Raw genomic sequence first — 18,136 nt, 5'->3', positions numbered from 1 at the left:
CACCTGGACAGAGGTAACGCTCCGTTCAGGAAAGGACACCGGCATGGCCATGGACGACCTCCTGGACGAGGGCCGCACGGCCTTCGGCACGCAGTTGTTCGGGTACGACCGCGCCCAGGTCAACGAGGAACGCGCCCGCCTGGAAGCACAACTCGAACTCGCCTGCGCCGACCGCGACGCCGCCCTCGAGACGGCCGAGGAACTCACCCGCCACCTCGAGGAAGCACGCACGGAGCTCGCGGAGTACCACACCCTCCACGCAGGACACAACAAGGACAACGCCGTCTCCGGCTGCATCCGCTACCTCCTCCACGTGGCCAGGCGCAAGGCAGACGAGATCGAAGCCGAAGCACGCACCCGCGCGGCGGACGCCGTGCACCGAGCCGAGGAATCGGCCGGCCGCCACGCCCGCCTGCTGGACGAGGCGGAGCAGGAGTCCCAGCGCCGCCTGGCCGAGGCGAGCCGGCGGGCGCGGGAGATCGTGGGGGAGGCGTTGGAGCGGTCCCGCGGGTTGCTGGCGGACCTCGGTGAGCGGCAGCGGTTGCTGGACCAGTGGTACGGGGAGATCGAGACGGCGCCGGAGATGCCGTCGCCTCGGGGGCCGGCTGCGTCCGAGGTGGGGGTGGAGCCTGCTGCATTCGGGACGCGGCGGGGGGTTGAGGCGGCTTCGGTGGGGGCCGGTGGGTTTGTGCCTGCGGCGGTTGAGGTGGCTCGGAGTGCGGAGCTGGCGGCCGCTGGAGGGGCCGGGAGTGTGGAGCTGGCGTCGGCCGAGATGGGCCGGAGTGCGGAGTTGGCGTCGGCTGGAGGGGCGGGGAGTCCGGAGCCGGCGTCCGCCGAGATGGCCCGGAGTGCGGAGTTGGCGTCCGCTGGAGGGGTTGGGAGTGCGGAGCCGGCGTCCGCCGAGATGACCAGGAGCGCGGAGCTAGCACCCGCCGGAGGGGCGGGAAGTGCCGGAACTGCGTCGGTTGGGGCGTTGGGGAGTTCTGATCTGGCGTCGGAGAGTTCCGAGCCTGTCTCTGTGGAGGCGACGAGGGGCTTTGAGCCTGCGTCGGTGGAGGCGCGGAGGGACTCCGGGGGTGCGTCAGTGGAGGCGACGAGGGGGGTCGAGCCTGCGTTCGTGGAGGCGCAGAGGGATTCCGAATCCACGTCGGTCTGGGCGCGGGGGCGTTCCGAGGCCGCGCTGGTGGAGACGCAGCCGGGGTTCGAGCCTGCGGCCTTCGGGTTGGGGAGTGCCGAACCCGCGTCCGTGGAGGCGGCTGGCCGCTTCGTGCCGGCGTCGGTGGCGATGGCGATGGCGATGGCGGAAAGCGCCGAACCTGCGTCCGCAGGGGCTCAGCCGGAGTCCGAACCTGCGTTCGCTGGGGCCCAGCCGGAGTCCGAGCCCGCGTCCATCGTGGCGCAGCGGGCTCCCGAAGCCGATGACGAGGCGAGTTCCACCGCCCAAATGCCGAGCGTGACGGCATGACCGCGGTCGCCGACGAGTCCGTGCGCATCACCGCCACCTGTGTGCTGGTGAACGTGCGCGATGCCGGGGTCACCGCCGTCCGCTGGGCCGCCGGGTGTGCGGAGGCGCTCGGGGTCGACATGGTCGTGCACACCGCGACCCGGCACGATCCCGCGCACGTCGACGTCGCGGCACTGCTGGCGGGGCGGCCGGATCTCAACGTCCACGTGGAACGCCGGGACTGCTGCCCGTCCGAGCGCGGGGAAGGCGCTCTGGTGGTCCTGTCCCGGTCGCGGGCCTTGGCGGTGCCGCCACTGGCCGGGCGGGAGCTGCGGGACGTCGTGGTCGTGGGTGGACCTGCCGCTGCGATCGCGGGGCGGTTCGGGGTGGTCACCGCCGTTGCGGATCGTGTTGGTGGTGAGGGTGTGCTGCGGCGGGCGACGGCGTTGTGCCGGGTGCGAGGGGCCACGCGCCTGAGGGTGTTGGCGCGGCCGTCGGGGCCTCGGTCCGGGGGGTGGCTCGACTCCGCCGCGGATCTGGTCCACGAGGCCTGTCCTGACGTGATCGTCGAGCTGGCGCGGGAAGCGCGGTCGGTGGACGAGGAGACGCGGCTGTTCCCGAGTGACCTGCTCGTGGTGTCCGGGCGGGAGCGCGGGCCCGGGGAAGGTCTTCAACCGGACGCCAGGGCGGCGCTGCACCAGGCGCGTTGCCCTGTGTTGTTCAGCTGCTCGTGACGGGGGAGTGCGCACCATGAGCGTGGGAAGAATCGTTCTGTACGTCCTGGCGGCGGCCCTTGCGGGAGTGACGGTCGGGATGCTGAAGGTGTTGCCGCAGAAGGAGATGCCGCCGCAGGAGTTGGCGCTGCCGCAGGTCCCGGCGGCCAGCATTTCGGTGAGGGCGGCAACGACGACACCTCCACCGACCACCTCCGCACCGCCGCCGGCCGCCGTCGTCAAGGAGGCGGCGAAGCGGCCAGGACCGGAGCTGCCGCCCGGGGTTCCGGTGCGCGAGATGGGCGAGGGGTGGTGGCGGACGATCGCGGGCACCACGGAGCAGGTGGGCACGGGGAAGGTGCACACCTATTCCGTCGAGGTCGAGCAGGGGGCCGTGTTGCCGGTCGCCCACCAGGCGTTCGCGGCGACGGTGGACGCCGCCCTCGCGGACCCGCGCGGGTGGACGGCCTCGGGCGACGTCGCGTTCCGGCGGGTGGACGTGGCCGAGCCGGACGTGCGGATCCGGCTGACCGCCACGCAGACCGCGCGGGCCACCTGCGGGTTCGAGTTGCCGTACGACACGTCGTGCTACCACGAGGGGGTCGTCTACGTGAGTGCGCCGCGGTGGTTCCGGGGAGCGCAGTCGTTCGCCGGTGATCTGGAGGGGTACCGCAGGTACGTCGTCAACCACGAGGTCGGGCACTTCCTGGGGCACGGCCACGAGTTCTGCCCCGCGGACGGCGCGCCGGCGCCCGTGATGATGCAGCAGACCTTCTCCGTCTCGAACGACGCGCTGGCCGAGATCACGGCCAGGACGCCTCAGGGGCTGAGCGTCCCGCGGGACGGCAGGACGTGCACCCCGAACCCGTGGCCGCACCAGGAGGTGACCAGGTGAGGATCGCGATGATCTCGGTGCAGGACAACCCCGAGCCGGACGCACCCGGCAGGCGCAGGCGAGTCGCGACGCTGGCGCGGGAGCTGCACCGGCTGGGACACGAGCTGACGGTCTACACGCGCCTGGTCGACGAGCGCCTGCCCGCACGGGTGGAGGTGGCCGACGGGTTCGAGGTCGTGCACGTTCCGGCCGGACCGGCGCGCAGGCTCCGCCAGGACGACGTCGTGCCGCACATCGGGGAGTTCGCGCGGTTCCTGACGGCGCGGTGGGCGGCTGATGCCCCGGACGTCGTGCACGCGCACCAGTGGGTGTCCGGGCTCGGTGCGGTGCTCAGCGCGCGTCGCACCTCGATCCCGATCGTGCAGAGCTTCCACGGGCTGGCGGGCGGTGACTCCCTCGAGGTCGAGCGGCTGGTCGGCAGGGGAGCGGCCGGAGTGGTCGCGACGTCCGGTGCCGAGGCGGACGAACTGGCGCGGCTCGGCGTGCGCCGGTCCCGGATCTCGACCGTGCCCTGGGGCGTGGACACGCACCTGTTCACGCCGTACGGGCCGGCGACCGCGCGCACCGGCAGGCTCCGCGTCCTCTTCGCCGGTGACCTGGCGCCGCGCGACGGGCTCGACGACCTGATCCTCGCGCTCACCGCGGTGACCGGCACCGAACTGGTGGTCGCCGGCGGTCCCGCGCGGCGCTTCCTGAGCGGGCACGCGGAGCACGAGCGCCTGCGCGACCTGGCGGCCCGGCACGCGGTCGCGGACAGGGTCAGCTTCGTCGGGCACGTGCCGCATCCGGAGATGCCCGCGCTGATCCGGTCCGCGGACGTCGTGGCGTGTCCCCAAAGGCACGCGTCGGCCGGAGTCGTCGCGCTCGAAGCGATGGCCTGCGGTGTGCCCGTGGTGGCGTCAGCGGCCGGCGGCCTGGCCGACTCGGTGGTGCACCAGGTGACCGGGCTGCTCGTCCCGCCGCACAACCCCGCGCAACTGGCACGGGCCCTGCGGGCCCTCCTGGGAGACGAGGTCCGCCGCCAGGAGTTCGGAGCGGCGGGCCAGGACCGCGTCACCATCCGGTACACGTGGGACCGCGTCGCGCTCGACGTCCTCCGGGCGTACGACCGGGTGACCGGGCCCGAGGTGATCACGGCCCAGCGCGGGCACTCCCAGGTCTACACGAAGCTGCGCCGGGTGCTGGGCCGCGACGAACCCGCCGGGTGAGGTCAGCACACGCGGCCGGCGCGGTTTCCCCGTCTGGTCGTGACCCGCTCGTACACGGCCACCGCCTCCCTCGCGAGCCGGCGCCGTGAGTACCGGCTGAGAACGCGGTCGCGGGCGGCGATGCCGAACCGCTCGCCGAGCGTCTCGTCGGCGAGCACCGCCTTCAGCGACCGGGCCAGTCGCCGGCCGTCCCGCGCCGGGACGAGCAGTCCGGTCACGTCCGGCAGCACGACGTCGTTGAGCGCGCCGACCGCCGTGGCCACCACGGGCACTCCGCACGCCATCGCCTCGAGCGCCGCGGTGCCGTACACGTCGGTGGTGGGGGCGCACACGGCGACATCGGCCGACCTCAGCACCGCTGGCCGGTCCCCGCGCGGCACGGCGCGCGCGTCGACCAGTTCGACGTGGTCCATCGTGGACAGCACGGCGCTGATCGCCGCGCAGCCGGCGGCGGGATCCAGCTCCCCGGCGACGACGACGCGCGTCCGCCCGTCGTGGACCGCGGCCGGGCCCTCCGGGGTGAACAGGGCGGGGTCCACCCCGCTGGGCAGGACGGACACCTGCGTGCGGCGCACACCGGACTGCCACAGCCGGGCCGCCTCCACCGAGCTCGTGGCCGTGATCCACGCGGCCCTGCGCTCGATGAGGGTCTCCGCGTCGGAGCGCTGCTCCACCTCGGACTCGCCGATCCCGTGGCAGCAGTGCACCACCGGGACCTGGAGGCGGTGCCCGCCGATCAGGGAGACGAGCCCGGACGTCCAGTGGTGCGCGTGCACCACGTCCGGAGGCCGCACCCGCCACCGCCCGGCGAGGAACTTGGCGAAGTCGGCGAGGTGCGGCACGAGCTCCTTCTCCGCGAGGGCGTGGGCCGGTCCCGCGGACACGTGCACGACGTCGTAACCGTCGGCTGTCCTGACGTCGTCGGGCGAGTCGGAGTCATCGCGGCGGGTGTAGACCACCACCTCGTACCTCGAAGCGCTCAGTCCCGCGCACAACTCCGCCACGTGAGCGCCCTGTGCCGTGTTTCCGGTGAGCGGACTTGCCTGGGTCGACACCATCGCGATTCGCATTTACCCGGCCGCATCCTAGGTCTCTACTGCGATTCCGAGCTGCCGGCTCAACTCGATCAGTTCCGGTTCTCCGTCGGCGACCGTATTGGTTTTCCCCGCCGCCGACAAACGCCGAGGTCCCGCCGCCAGGACCACCCTCCTGACCGAAGTGCCGGCGGTGATCCGCCCGAAGTCGCGAATCGGGGTTCCCGGCCGGTCAGCGAGGTCGGGATGGTGGAGGCAGAAGTGCTGGTAGACGCCCGTGTGAGCAGGACGGCAAGGCTCTGCAGGCGTGCGGAGGGCCCGTGTCCCGCGGCCTGGTCACGGTGAAGTGCCAGCGCGGTCCAGGGCTCCGGCCGATGCGCACGGGATTGTTCACCCCAAAGCAAGGGGTCTCACGGGGAATACCGAGATACCGCCTGCTCACCGCCCGAATTATTCCTAAACCTCCTCAACCCAGCATCACCCGAAGGTGTGGTTTGGGGGCATTGGACCGCGTTCGCGAACGGTTCCTGATTTGGCTTGGTCGAACCGCTTGGATACGGTCCTGTCGGACTTGCGGCCGGTTCGGACCGTTGCCGGGGTCCGTTCTCGAAAGAATCGAACAAGGAGATTTCTGTGCTGAAGAAGGCAGGGGCGGCCGTCGTTATCGCGGGCGCTTTCCTCGGTATTGGTTCCACCGCTATGGCCGATGCCCCTGAGCTGGACATCACGGACCAGGTCGGCGTCGCCGACCTGAACGACTCCGAGGTCGCCAGCGACCTCAACGCCTGCTTCATCGACGTCAACGTCATCGCTGTGCCGGTGCTGTCGGACAACGACAGCGGCCTCTGCGCCAACCCCGACGACAAGTGATGTGAGACGGCGCCCGCCCGCAGCGGCGCGCCGTCCTCCTGAGGAGGAACGGGGTTTTGGCAGGGGTGCCGGCCCCGTTCCTCCTCTTGTCGCAGGTGCAGGTCAAACGACGACTGGTTCGTGAGGAGAAGACGTCATGCTGAAGAAGGCTTTTGCCGCGGCCGCCGTGGGCGCCGGTTTTCTGATGATGGGCACGCCCGCGTTCGCGACGCAGGGCGACGCGATGGACGACATGATGGACCTCGCCTCGAAGTACGACCACGACCACCAGGTCGGTCTGGTCAACATGGAGGACTCCGAGCTCCTCAGCGACATCAACGTCTGCCACGTCGACGTGAACGTCATCGCGGTGCCGCTGTTCTCGAACAACGACGGTGGCCCGTGCGTGAACCCCGACATCGAGGCCGTGCACTCCCACGAGGGTGACTCGGACCGCTGATTCGCGGCAGCACGTGAAGCTCGACCGAAGCGCCCGGCTGGAGCCCAGCCGGGCGCTTCGCGGTGTCCGATATCGTCCGGGGGCACAGGCCCTTCCCCCGGAGACCCCAGGATGAGCGTTCAGCACACCGTCGCCGACTCACCGGTCGGGCCGTTGACACTGGTCGGAGACGGTGAGGCCCTGTCCGGCCTCTACTTCGACGGTCACCTGCGCACCCCGCGGCTGAGCGACCTCGGCCCGCGCACGAGCACCGGCTTCGACGAGGTCCGCCGGCAGCTCGACGAGTACTTCTCCGGCGAGCGGCGGAGCTTCGACCTCCCCCTGGCGCCCCGGGGGTCGGCGTTCGAACGCAGCGTGTGGGCGCTCCTGACGGCGATCCCGTACGGCGAGACGCGGACGTACGGGCAACTGGCCGCGGAGCTCGGCGACCCCAGGGCGGCTCAGGCGGTGGGCAACGCCAACGGGTGGAACCCCATCAGCATCATCGTGCCCTGCCACCGCGTGGTCGGGTCGCGCGGCGGCCTCACCGGGTACGCGGGCGGTCTGACCCGCAAGCGCTACCTCCTCGAGCTCGAGGAACCCCCTCCCGGCGAGGTCGGCCGCCTGTTCTGACCTCGGCGTCACTTCCTCCAGAACAGGTGGTGGGTCACGCCGCTGGAGCTGGGCACGACGTCGACGTGGAACCGGTCGAGCAGCTCGTCGGGCGACTTCCACAGCGGCACGCCGTGGCCGAGCTCGACCGGGGACACCGCGACGTGCAGCGTGTCGATGAGGTCGGCGTCGAGGAACGAGCGGATCGTGGTGGCGCCGCCGCCGATCCGGACGTCCTTGCCCTGCGCGGCCTCCTTCGCCTGCCGCAGCACGTCGGCCGGGTCGCCGTTCACGAAGTGGAAGGTCGTGTCGGAGAGGGTGAACGACGGCCGTTCGTGGTGGGTCAGGACGAAGACCGGGGTGTGGAACGGCGGCTCGTCGCCCCACCAGCCCTGCCAGTCGTGGTCCTGCCACGGGCCTCGGTGCGGGCTGAACTTGTGCGCGCCCATGATCTCCGCGCCGATGTTCTGCGCGAAGTCGCGGGTCAGGTAGTCGTCGAGGCCGCGGGTGCCGCCGGGGTCGGTGCGGTTCGGCCAGCTGGCCGTGGCTCCCGCCCACGCGGTGGCAGGGCGCCGGGGTCGGCGTGGCCGAACGGCCTGTCGAGGGTCTGGTCCTCGCCGGCGCCGAAGCCGTCCTGCGAGACGACGAAGTTCTGGACCTTCACGAGCTGGGTCATGGGCGTCCTTTCCGTTCCTGGTCGATGCTCAGACCGCGGCGGCCGCGTGAACTCATCGGTGCTGGGCTGGAAGGATCATGCCGCTACGACGAACTGATCGCGAGCTCTGACAGAAGCGGACAGGATCACCGCCGGTCCGGCTTCATGGGAGCGCTTTCATGGTGCACTGCCGGTTCGGCTCCGGTCGGAACCCGGTGCCGGGAAAGGTGCACCGGATGAGTCCCCGGCGGCGGATCGGACATGTCCTCCTTGCCTTGACGACGGTGTGCGGCGTGGTCACCGCCGCCTCACCGGCGAACGCGGCCACAACGCCCACGCTCGAGTTCGCGAACCCCCAGAGCCAGGCCCTGTACGGCACGGCCTACACGGCCGCGCTGGACAACCTGCTGAGGATCAACACCCTGGCCTACGACCCGCGCCACAACAGGAGCGGCCTGCAGGACCCCTCCGTCGGCTTCGTCCGCGCGGGCGGCGGCTACCAGCAGCCGTGGACGCGCGACGCGTCGATCAACAGCTGGAACGCGACCAGCCTGCTGTCCCCGGCCCTGGCGGAGAACACGCTGTGGGCCGTCGTCGACAAGGACGCCTCCGGCGCCCTGCGCGTGCAGCAGGACGACCAGCAGTGGGACCAGGTCGTGTGGGTCACCGCCTCCTGGCACCACTACCTCGTCACCGGTGACCAGGAGTTCCTCGGCGACGCCTACCGCACCGCCAGGAACACCCTGACCATCAGGGAGAACGCGACCTCGGCCGGCTTCAACAGCACCTACGGGCTGTTCACCGGCGCGTCGTTCTTCAACGACGGCATCGCGGGCTACCCCGCGCCCCCGGCCGACGCGACCGAGTCGGTCAGCACCGGCAGCATGCCGTGGCCGGGCATCGCGAGCGGGATGTACCTGAGCACCAACGAGGTCTACTACGCCGCCTACGTCAACGCGGCGAACATGGCCGAGCGGCTGGGACAGGCGCAGGAGGCCGCCGCCCAGCGCGCGAAGGCCGCCGCGCTCAAGGCGGCGATCAACCGGCACTTCTGGAACCCGGCGACCGGCCTGTACGACTACCAGCTGCTCGCCAACGGCACGCGCGGCGCCTACCAGGAGGGCACCGGGCTCGCGTTCGCGCTCCTCTTCGACATCGCGAGCCCGGCCCAGGCGCGGTCGATCCTCGCGAACGCCCGCTCGATGACGTGGGGCATGCCCGACACCTACCCGCACTGGGACCGCTACTCCGAGGCGCAGCCCGGCCGGCACAACGCCATCGTCTGGCCGCTCGTGCAGGGCCTGTGGGCCAAGGCGGCGGCACGGCAGGGCGACCAGGCGAAGTTCGCGGCGGAGACGGCGCGACTGGCGAAGCTCGCGAACAACAACAGCGGGTTCTGGGAGATCTACAACGGCACCACCGGCGTCGTCGACGGCGGCTACCAACGGCTCGGCGACACGGTGAAGTTCCACTGGGGGTCCGAACCGGACCAGACCTGGTCGGCCACCGCGCTCCTGGACATGGTCCACACAGGACTGTTCGGGCTCAGGCACACCACCGCGGGGCTGTCGTTCGCGCCCACCCTGCCCGCGGGCTGGGGTGACGTGACCCTGCGGAACCTGCGCTACCGCGACGCCGACCTGACGATCAGGCTGCGCGGGGCGGGCACGACGATCCGCTCGGTCACGGTGGACGGCCGGCCGTCGCGCGCCGAGATCCCCGCCACGCTCCAGGGCGCGCACACGGTCGAGATCACGCTGACGGGAGCGACCGCGGGCGACCGCGACGGCGACGGAACGGCCGACGCGCAGGACCGCTGCGCCGACACCGCGGGCACCGTGTCGGGCTGCCCCGCCCCCGCTCGCCTGGAGGCCGAGGACGCGCGCAACTCCGGTGGTGTCAAGACGAACGTCAACCACACCGGCTACTCCGGCAGGGCGTTCCTCGACGGGCTCTGGGCCCAGGGCGCCACGTCGTCGTTCACGCTGCACCGCTCGTCGTCGGCGTCGGGCACAGGCGCGATCACCGTGCGGTACGCGAACGCCCACGGCGACGCTCGCACGATGACCCTGTCGGTGGACGGGCGTGCCGTGCGCCAGGTGAGCTTCCCGAAGGTCTCCGACAGCTGGGACGCCTGGGGCACCGTGACGTTCGACGGCGTGCCGGTGAGCGGCCGCGACCCGGTGGTGACGTTGTCCTACGGCGCCGGGGACACCGGGGCGATCAACCTCGACTGGATCGGGTACAGCGGTCCGTGACCGGGTGAGCGCGTTGCTCCCGCGGAGCATCAGGGGCGTCGTGCGGGTTTCCCCCGACGACGCGGTCCCCGCCGCGCCCTAGCGTTCTGGTCGACCCCGCACACCAGTGCCGGACGTGGGAGAACCCCTCCCGCGTCCGGTCACCGGCGTGCGCCCGACCGGAGCGGAGACCATGTCCGACTACGACAAGAGAGCCACCACCCTGCAAGGGGTGTCCACCCTGCTGGCGTTGCCGCAGTGGTACCTGAACGAGCGCCTGTCCGACTTGCTGGAGGGCGGCGTGACACCGGACGGCAAGTCCCTGAAGGACGTCCGGCTGCCGATCGACGACGCGGGCGACGCGTGGCTGACGGGGACGATCGCCGAGCTGGGCGTCGTCGTCACCGTGCCCGGCTCCGTCGGCAAGGTCGTCTTCACCGTGGAGTTCCTCGAGGGCACCATGGACTTCTACGACATCACGGTCGCGCCGCCCAAGCCGAGCAAGTGCGACGTCGCCGGGCTGAAGATCGGGTTCCTGGTCGACCTCGCGAAGGCCGGAGTCCCGGCCGAGCGCTACGACCGGCTGTCCGGCGACCTGCGCGAGCGGATCGCCCCGCTGCCCCGGGACGCGTTCACCATCGAGCAGCTGTTCCTCGACTTCGAGAACGCCGACCTCGTCCAGTACGACAAGGCGAGCACCACGTTCCCGAAGAAGATGACCGCCGCGGCCATCGGAGTGTTCCCCACCTACCTGGCCACCTACCTGGAACGCGTGCGGGCCGCGGACGGGCACGTGCTCGGCTACACCGTCGTGATGCCGGAGTGGACCGACCCCGTCGCGACCTTCCCGCCCAGCAGCCTCGACTTCACCACGAACCGCTACCGGGGTGCGAAGCCCGCGCCCGGCGACGCCGACCTCGACAGCGTCCAGTACCTGATGATGACCGGGAACGCGCCCCTGCCGGACAACCTCAAGCCGTGGTGGGGCAACTTCGTCACGCCCGACGACGGCATCGGCAACACCCGCTACGGCACGATCGCCATGGCGAAGGAGGCTTTCGTCGACGGCTACCTGCTGCCCTCGCTCGCCGGGGTGCTGTGCGCGCACTTCGTCCCCCAGGACAACGACGAGAACCTGGACCTGATGTCGTCGGCGGGAAGCGGGACGTTCACGCCGACCGCCACCGGAGGCACCTGGTCGTCGGGGCAGCTGAGCGGGTACTCGCACAAGACCAACTCCGTGAGCAACGACCACGTCGTGCTGACCTCCTCGTGGGACGCGGCGATCGAGTTCACCCCCGGTGCGCCCACCGTCGTGATCCGGCGGAACCTCGACTTCACCGTCGACTACACGCACTGGTACGGCATCGAGGACCACGCGGCGAAGGTCAACTTCTGGGTCAGGTACCACGTCCCCCAGACGCTGACCATGACGCTGGACGGTGCCGACGACGGCGCGCTCCAGGTGACCGTCGTGGTCGACACGCCCCAGCCCGATCCGCTCGAGCTCTACGACATGCCCTACGGCTGGCTGATCGCCGACTCGGGCGGCAGCCAGTCGATCTGGGCCGGAGTCCAGGAGACCCTGGAGAAGACGGTCGACACGATCGTCACGTCACTGGTCGACCGCCAGCTCGGCGACCAGGTCGAGGACGACGTCCAGAGGCGGGTGAACCTGGCGCCGTTCGTCTACCCCGGCGGCTCCCAGCTCTTCCTGGTCGACCCCGTGTTCAACAACGCCGGTGACCTGTTGTTCGGCGTCTCCCACAAGCTCTGACCCGTCACAGGAGCCATCACCCATGCCGGTCAACGCCCATTCCCAGCTCATGCCCAACCACGTACCGGGCACCCCGCTCGCCGCCCAGCGCAGGGTGCGCGCCGTGCGTTCCGCCACGGACTCGCCACTGCTGTTCTCGTTGGACACCAACGGAAAGCTCACCCTCACCCTGCCGTCGTCCACCAGCACCTCCGGGTGGGAGCAGCTCGACCTCACCGCGTCCGTCGCCACCGGAGGCGAGCTCGGTGCCACCCCGGTCGTGCAGTCGTTCGCCGTGTCCCAGGACGCCGACGGCACCACCTGGCTCGTCGTCGCCGCGGGCGCGACGGCCGGCGGCGACTCGCTCGTCTACGTCAGCGACGCGCTGTCCAACACCGAGTCCACTTCGGACTGGGCGGCCCTCGGCGCGTCGCTGAGCGGCAGGAAGATCCCCGCGGGCCTCACGGTGACCGACATCGAGGTCGGCGGCGGCACCCGCGGCGCGCCGTTCACCGTGCTCGCGTGCCGTGACCGCCAAGGCCAGGTCGAGTACCACCAGATCAACCCCGCGGCCGGCGCCGACTGGTCGTCGATGCCGCTCCCGTTGCCGCAGAACGCCACCACGTGCCTGTCCGTCTCCATCGGGCACCACGCGAAGCTGGGCAGCGGCGTGTACTCGCTGTTCCAGCTCGGTGTGAAGCGGTCGCTGGTGTTCAGCTCCGTGCCGAAGATCGTCCGCGGGCGCACGGTCGTCGAAGCCGTCGACCTCGACCTGCCGGACGGCTTCACGGCGAGCACGATCACCGCGCTCGCCACCCAGGACGGCACGACGGACCTGTACGTCGGAGGTGACGGCGTGTGCCGCTACTCCGCCGCGTCCCAGCGCACCTCCCACCTCGCACCCGAGAAGCTGATCGGCGGTGACCGGCTCACCGCGGTGCGCGACCTCGTGGTGGCCACCGACCAGCAGGCGGGGCAGATCGGCCTGTGGGCGATCGACTCCAGCGACGAGCTCGTCTACGTCGAGGGCACCGCCGACGGGAAGGGCTACGCGTGGCAGCACCCGTTGCTGCTGGAGACCGAGGTGACCGCACTGGCGGCCTACCGGACGCGCACGGATCCCGGGCAGCGGCGCAGTGCCGCCGCCATGGCCGTCGGCGGCTCCGACGGCGGTTTCCGGCTCGTGGTCAAGGACCCGCAGGCCGGGTTGTGGCAGCACCAGACCGTGGCACTGCACACCACCTCGGAGTTCGTCACCCTCCAGACCTACACGACGAGGGTCGTGGTCACCGACGCGTCCGGGAACCCGTTGGCGCAGCGGGAGGTCACCATCACGCCGGACCACGACCGGGCCGCGCTGCTCAACGGGCGCTACTACGCGTTGCGCGCGGGCACCCCGAAGATCGGGACCACCGACGCGAACGGCGTGCTGACGATCGTCGCGGAGACCGCCGACCTCACCGCTCCCGTCTACACCTTCGAGGTGGAGGGCCAGGAGCCGGTCACGGTCGACCCCGCCGAGGACACCAAGGCCGCGCTGCGCGATCTCAGCGGCGCGTCCATCGGCTCCGCCGTCCGCAGCGACGGCAAGCCGTTGTTCGAGACCCCTCCCGACGCCGGGACGTGCGACAAGGCGGCCACCGCCGTCGGTGCGCTGATGACCGCGCACGACCAGCTCGCGTCCGGGGAACAGCCGCAGTTCGCCTCTGGCGTGGCCGCGCAGGGCGTGGGGGACTGGCTGGAGGTCGGCGCCGGTGATCTCCTCGCCGCGTTGCGCGGCGACCCGAGCGGGCTCAAGGACTTCGTGCTGCACCCGCCGTCGGAACTGGTGCAGGCGTGGCAGCTCGTCGTCCAGGTGGGCGACCTGCTGTGGAGCTGCGTGCTCACCGCGGTGCACGAGGCCGTCGCCGCGATCGACTGGGTGCTGCGCAACACCCTCGGCATCACCCTCGAGGACCTGGTGGCCTGGCTGGGTTTCCTGTTCAGCTGGGACGACGTGCTCGCGAACCACCGCGTGCTCGCCAAGACGGTCTCCCTGTCGTTCGACCGGATGGTGCTGGACCTGGCGGAGTCCAAGAAGTCGGTCGACGAGATGTTCGGCGCGGTGCGCGAGAAGTTCGTCGACGGCGCGCTGGTCGTCGACACCTCGTCCGACATCTTCGCCGCACGGGTCGGCCGTCAGGGCTCGCAGCCGAGCGAGGAGCACTCGGCGGCGCTGAACAAGCCGCAGACCGGCTGGGGGCAGCACCAGTTCTCAACGAACCTCGGGTCGGCGGAGCCCGGCGCGTTCGTGCCCACCGACCTCGGCTCCGTGCTCACCATGGCGGGCGAGGAGGAACTGGCGATCCTCCGGCAGGTCGGCGACCAGCTCTCCGCGCTGTTCGGTGACGGGCTCGCGGACCGGACGATGGGCGAGATCTTCACCGCGATCGCCGAGATCATCGGCCTCGCCGTGGTCGACACGCTGGAGAACACCGTCCTCACCGTCATCGACGTCGGCATCGTGCTGATCGAGACCGTGCGGACGATTCTGACCACCCGGTGGGACATCCCGGTGCTCACCCCGTTGTACGAGAACGTGATCTGCGGTGGCGACGGCAGCGAACTGACCCTGCTCGACCTGGTCTGCCTGCTCGCCGCCATCCCCGCGACGCTCGTCGGCAAGGTCGTGCTCGGCCACAACCTGTTCACCGACCGGCAGATCGCCGCCGTCGAGAGGGCGGAGGACTGGGACGGCCTGATCCGGGCGATGTCCACTCAGGACGGTGGTGCTCGCGCCGCGCGGGTCTCCGATCCGAGGATGACCGCCGCGGGCGTGTTCCAGCTCACCAACGGCTTCCTCCGGGTCGCGAACAACGTGCTGGGAGCGATGATCGACTTCCGGGACTTCGGTGGCGTCACGCGCAAGGCGAAGGTCGGCGTTGAGTGGACCGCGTACGCGCTCGGCATGGCGGGGACCTACGTGCTCATTCCCTACGGCAACACGACAGTTCGTCAGCGCTACGACGTCTTGATGGCGACGATGGGCTTCTTCCCGCCGTTGCTGAACACCGCGGCGGAGTACCTGCGAGCCACGGCGGTACCCGTCGTCGGCCCGCCCCCCGCCGGCCCGCCCGCGTTCGGTCTGCCCGACCTCCTGAGGTACTTCGAGTCCGTCTACGGCATGGTCCTGGCGGGGTTGAGCATCGTGACGTTCTCCCTCCAGGTGGGCGAGGAGCCTGATGACAAGGGGGACAAGGCGAAGCACGTGGTGCTGACCGGGCTCAAGGCCGTGCAGAACGCCTGTGCGGCCGGAGCGGCGCTGGCGTCACCGCTGCTGGCCCAGCCGTTGGCCGCGAACCCGGAGGTGAAGGGTGCCGGGATTCTCGTGCGGCTGCTGTTCCAACAGATCAGGGCCGACGTCCAGATCGGGCGCAGCATCGCGCAGCTCGTCGACGGCGTGGTGGACTTCGAGGGGGCCATCCCGTAAAGCCCGCTCTGCTCAGCGGGCTGACATGTGGACCGCGAGCTGCGTGCGTGACCTCACGCCCAGCTTGCGGTAAGCCCGGCCCAGGTGCGTCTCCACGGTCTTCTCCGTCACGAACAGGTTCTCTGCGATCTGCCGGTTGGTCAGCGCGCCCGCCGCCAGTTCCGCCACCCGCAGCTCCGACGGGGTCAGCGCCGCGACCCCCGTCACCTCGATGCGCGGCATCCGCCCGCCACCCGCGGCGAGTCCGGTGCGCAGCCGGTCGGCGAGCGCCTCCGCGCCGCACTCCACGGCGATCTCGGCCGCCTCCCTGGTGGCGGTGCGCGCGCCGGCCCGGTCGCCGGCGCGTTGCCGGGCCTCGCCCAGGTCGGCGAGCGCCTCCGCCAGCTCGAGGCGTGCCGTGCTTTCGCGCAGCAGTCGCACCGCCTCTGCCAGCATGCCCGCGTCACCGTCCGCGGCCGCGCGCAGCGCTGTCGCCACCTGCCTCGGCACGCCGAACGCCCGCGCCAGGCGCAGCTGCTCCGAGATCAGCACGGCCGCCTCCTCACGGCGGCCCGCCCGCCGGTGGGCCGTGGCCGCGTGCAGCCGCCACTGCACGTCCCACAGGCCCGTCACACCCCAGCGCGCGTACAGGGCGCCGCACGCCGTCGCGTCGGCCAGCAGGGCCTCGTCGTCACCGCGTGCCGCGTGCAGGCGCATCCGCGACTCCAGCAGCCAGGTGTGCAGCGAGGCGCGGGGGAGTGCGCCGTCGGCCAGCGCTCCGTCGGCCAGCACCGCGCTCGCCTCGTCCAGCCGGCCCCGTTCGACGAGCAGGTGCACGCGCGCGGCGTCCAGTGCGGGCAGGGCGACGTTCGGCCTCGGCACCGCCCGCGTGCCGAGCTCCACGTGTTCGTCGGCGGCCGCGAGGTTGCCGCGCAGCAACGAGATCCGCGCCAGGTAGCCGTGCACGATGCCCACGGCGAACAGCTGTCCGCGCTCGAGTCCGTTGCGCAGCGCCCGTTGTGCGCGTTGTTCGGCCTCGACGAGGCGGTCGGCCACGACCAGCGTGTTCACCGCGGACCAGAGCGCGGACCGTTCCGGGGTGAGCCGGTTGCCGTCCAGCGCCGTGCGGGCCAGTGCCACCGCGTCGTCGGCACGCCCGCCCGTGAACACCTCCTCCACCGACAGGTGCGCCGTCAGGACGGGGTCGGACTCCGTTGCACGGAACGCGGCCAGCCGGGCCACCAGTTCGTCGCGCGCCGACAGGTCCGCGCGCGCCACGCCGAGCAGCTCCGACATCAGGTCCCTGACGAGCTCGGCGGGCGCGTCGTCCGGTACCACGGCGGCCGCCCGGCGCAGCAACGCCAGCGCCGCACCGACTTCGCCGCAGGCGTTGCGGAACCGCGCCAGGCTGTACCCGCACCGCGCACGTTGCTCCGGCGTGTCCGCGAGCACCAGCGCCTCGCACAGGTGGACGTCCGCGTCCGCCACGGCGAGCTGGTGCACCTCGCAGTTGCCCAGCAGCCGACTGACCTCGGACCGCAGTCCCTCCTCCGGCGGTTCCTGCCTGGCCCTGGCCAGGTAGGTCGCCGCGTCCGGTGGCGATCCGCGTTGCCACGCCTGGGCCGCGGCGGCCACGAGCACCCCGACCCGGTCCGGCCGGGCGGCGGGCACCGTCCGCAGCACGTGGGAGGCGATCCTCGCCACCGGGGCCCCGGCGGCGGTCAGCACGCCGGCCGCCCGGTCGTGCGCCTCACCGCGTTCCGCGAGCGGAACCAGGGACAGCACCACGTCCCGCAGCACCACGTGCGCGAACGCCGGTGGGTCCGCGGTGCCGAAGAACCCGTGCCGCACCAGGTGTTCGGCGCCGGCCGCCGCCGTGGTGACACCGATCCCGGCCTGCGCGGCGACCAGCGCCAGCGTCGTGTCGTCCCCCAGCACCGCGACGGCACGGGCGACCCGCCGCACCTCGTCCGGCTGCCTGCGCAACCGGGCCGCGACGTGTTCCCTGACCGCGTCGGGCCCGGCGGAGGCCACCGCCGCGGCGTCACCGGCACCGTCGGCCAGCACGCGCACCAGTTCCCTGACGAACAACGGGTTTCCCGCCGTCGTCACGTGGCACGCGGCGCAGAACTCGTCGTCCGCCCCGCCCACCGCGTCCCTGACCAGCCGCGCCACCCCGGCCGCGCTGAGGCTGCGCAACCGCAGGTGCGCGCAGTCCTCGGCGGCGAGCACGTCGTCGAGCAGCCCGCCGTCGTCGTGCTCACCGCCGCGCGTGGCGACGACCAGCAGCACCGCCACCGAGTCCAGCCGCCGGGCGAGGAACCCCAGGAACCTCATGGACGACGGATCGGCCCACTGCGCGTCGTCGGCGACCACCACCAGAGGCCCTCGTTCGGCGAGCGTCACCAGCAGCCAGTACAACCCGTTGAACAGGCTGAACAACGACCCCGTCTCGCCGTCGCCGAGGTCGAAGATCCTCTCGGTGGCCGCGGCGGCACCGGTGAACAACGCCCGCCGCTGCTCCACCTCGGCGGGCAGCGCGGGTTCGAGCAGCTGGCGCACCACACCGAACGCGAAGTCCCGCTCCAGCTCGGCGCCCCGAGCCGACAGCACGACGACCCCGGCGTCCACGGCCGACGCGCGAACCCGGCGCAACAGAGCCGTCTTGCCCATCCCGGCGCTCGCGTCGACCACGACCACACCGCCCCGGCCCCTCGCCACGGCCGCGACGGCGGCGCGCAGAACGGCTGTCTCAGCGTCCCGCTCGACCAGTTCGGGCAACGGCTCGGCGCCTACGGGATGCGAACGCATGAACGAGTTCTAGCGCACCGCGACAGCGCATCGCG

The 18,136-nt window shown here is 71.6% G+C and carries 12 protein-coding genes and 1 pseudogene; 10 read left to right on the top strand and 3 right to left on the bottom strand.

The window, feature by feature from the left end; genetic code table 11:
• Window positions 1–43: 43 nt before the first annotated feature.
• From IE307_RS16605 to IE307_RS16590, 4 genes are read left to right on the top strand one after another with little or no spacing between them, the layout of a single operon-like run.
• Window positions 44–1,465 (top strand): coiled-coil domain-containing protein, encoded by a 1,422-nt coding sequence (locus IE307_RS16605; protein ID WP_191298833.1) that lies wholly within the window; start codon window positions 44–46, stop codon window positions 1,463–1,465.
• On the top strand, window positions 1,462–2,178 hold the full coding sequence (locus tag IE307_RS16600; RefSeq protein WP_191298832.1) for a hypothetical protein: 717 nt from the start codon (window positions 1,462–1,464) through the stop codon (window positions 2,176–2,178). The genes IE307_RS16605 and IE307_RS16600 overlap by 4 nt, the downstream gene beginning before the upstream one ends.
• Before the next feature lie 16 nt (window positions 2,179–2,194).
• Window positions 2,195–3,052 (top strand): DUF3152 domain-containing protein, encoded by an 858-nt coding sequence (locus tag IE307_RS16595; protein ID WP_229904765.1) that lies wholly within the window; start codon window positions 2,195–2,197, stop codon window positions 3,050–3,052.
• Window positions 3,049–4,260, top strand: a complete 1,212-nt coding sequence (locus tag IE307_RS16590; protein ID WP_191298831.1) for a glycosyltransferase — start codon at window positions 3,049–3,051, stop codon at window positions 4,258–4,260. The genes IE307_RS16595 and IE307_RS16590 overlap by 4 nt, the downstream gene beginning before the upstream one ends.
• 2 nt (window positions 4,261–4,262) lie before the next feature.
• On the opposite strand, the gene IE307_RS16585 is transcribed toward IE307_RS16590, so the two are convergent.
• The gene (locus IE307_RS16585; RefSeq protein WP_229904764.1) at window positions 4,263–5,330 is read right to left on the bottom strand and encodes a glycosyltransferase; all 1,068 of its coding nucleotides are present in this window, start codon (window positions 5,328–5,330) and stop codon (window positions 4,263–4,265) included.
• A gap of 597 nt (window positions 5,331–5,927) precedes the next feature.
• On the opposite strand from IE307_RS16585, the gene IE307_RS16580 reads away from it, so the two are divergent.
• The 3 genes from IE307_RS16580 (at window position 5,928) to IE307_RS16570 (ending at window position 7,215) form a co-directional block, all read left to right on the top strand.
• The gene (locus IE307_RS16580; protein ID WP_191298830.1) at window positions 5,928–6,164 is read left to right on the top strand and encodes a hypothetical protein; all 237 of its coding nucleotides are present in this window, start codon (window positions 5,928–5,930) and stop codon (window positions 6,162–6,164) included.
• Window positions 6,165–6,300: 136 nt separating this feature from the next.
• Window positions 6,301–6,603, top strand: a complete 303-nt coding sequence (locus IE307_RS16575) for a hypothetical protein (protein ID WP_191298829.1) — start codon at window positions 6,301–6,303, stop codon at window positions 6,601–6,603.
• 111 nt (window positions 6,604–6,714) lie between these two features.
• Complete coding sequence (locus tag IE307_RS16570) at window positions 6,715–7,215, top strand: methylated-DNA--[protein]-cysteine S-methyltransferase (RefSeq protein WP_191298828.1); 501 nt, start codon at window positions 6,715–6,717, stop codon at window positions 7,213–7,215.
• 8 nt (window positions 7,216–7,223) lie between these two features.
• On the opposite strand, the pseudogene IE307_RS16565 reads toward IE307_RS16570, so the two are convergent.
• Window positions 7,224–7,870 (bottom strand): annotated as a pseudogene (locus IE307_RS16565) (dihydrofolate reductase family protein).
• Window positions 7,871–8,133: 263 nt separating this feature from the next.
• On the opposite strand from IE307_RS16565, the gene IE307_RS16560 reads away from it, so the two are divergent.
• The 3 genes from IE307_RS16560 to IE307_RS16550 all read left to right on the top strand — a co-directional run bounded on the left by IE307_RS16560 (window position 8,134) and on the right by IE307_RS16550 (window position 15,311).
• Window positions 8,134–10,107 carry an MGH1-like glycoside hydrolase domain-containing protein gene (locus tag IE307_RS16560; RefSeq protein WP_229904796.1) on the top strand — a complete coding sequence of 658 codons (1,974 nt, stop codon included), beginning with the start codon at window positions 8,134–8,136 and terminating at the stop codon, window positions 10,105–10,107.
• 115 nt (window positions 10,108–10,222) lie between these two features.
• A complete protein-coding gene (locus tag IE307_RS16555; RefSeq protein WP_191298826.1) occupies window positions 10,223–11,863 on the top strand; it encodes a hypothetical protein in 1,641 nt (546 codons plus the stop codon).
• A 22-nt stretch (window positions 11,864–11,885) separates the two neighbouring features.
• The gene (locus tag IE307_RS16550) at window positions 11,886–15,311 is read left to right on the top strand and encodes an Ig-like domain-containing protein (RefSeq protein ID WP_191298825.1); all 3,426 of its coding nucleotides are present in this window, start codon (window positions 11,886–11,888) and stop codon (window positions 15,309–15,311) included.
• 12 nt (window positions 15,312–15,323) lie between these two features.
• Here IE307_RS16550 and IE307_RS16545 read toward each other — a convergent pair whose 3' ends face one another.
• Entirely contained in the window at window positions 15,324–18,101 is a 2,778-nt protein-coding gene (locus tag IE307_RS16545; RefSeq protein ID WP_191298824.1) for an ATP-binding protein, read from the bottom strand.
• Window positions 18,102–18,136 lie beyond the last annotated feature (35 nt).

The organism is Lentzea cavernae (assembly GCF_014653695.1).
GTDB lineage: Bacteria > Actinomycetota > Actinomycetes > Mycobacteriales > Pseudonocardiaceae > Lentzea > Lentzea cavernae.
The sequence above is the reverse complement of the archived record's forward strand: the minus strand, read 5'-3'. Positions and strand labels throughout refer to the sequence as shown.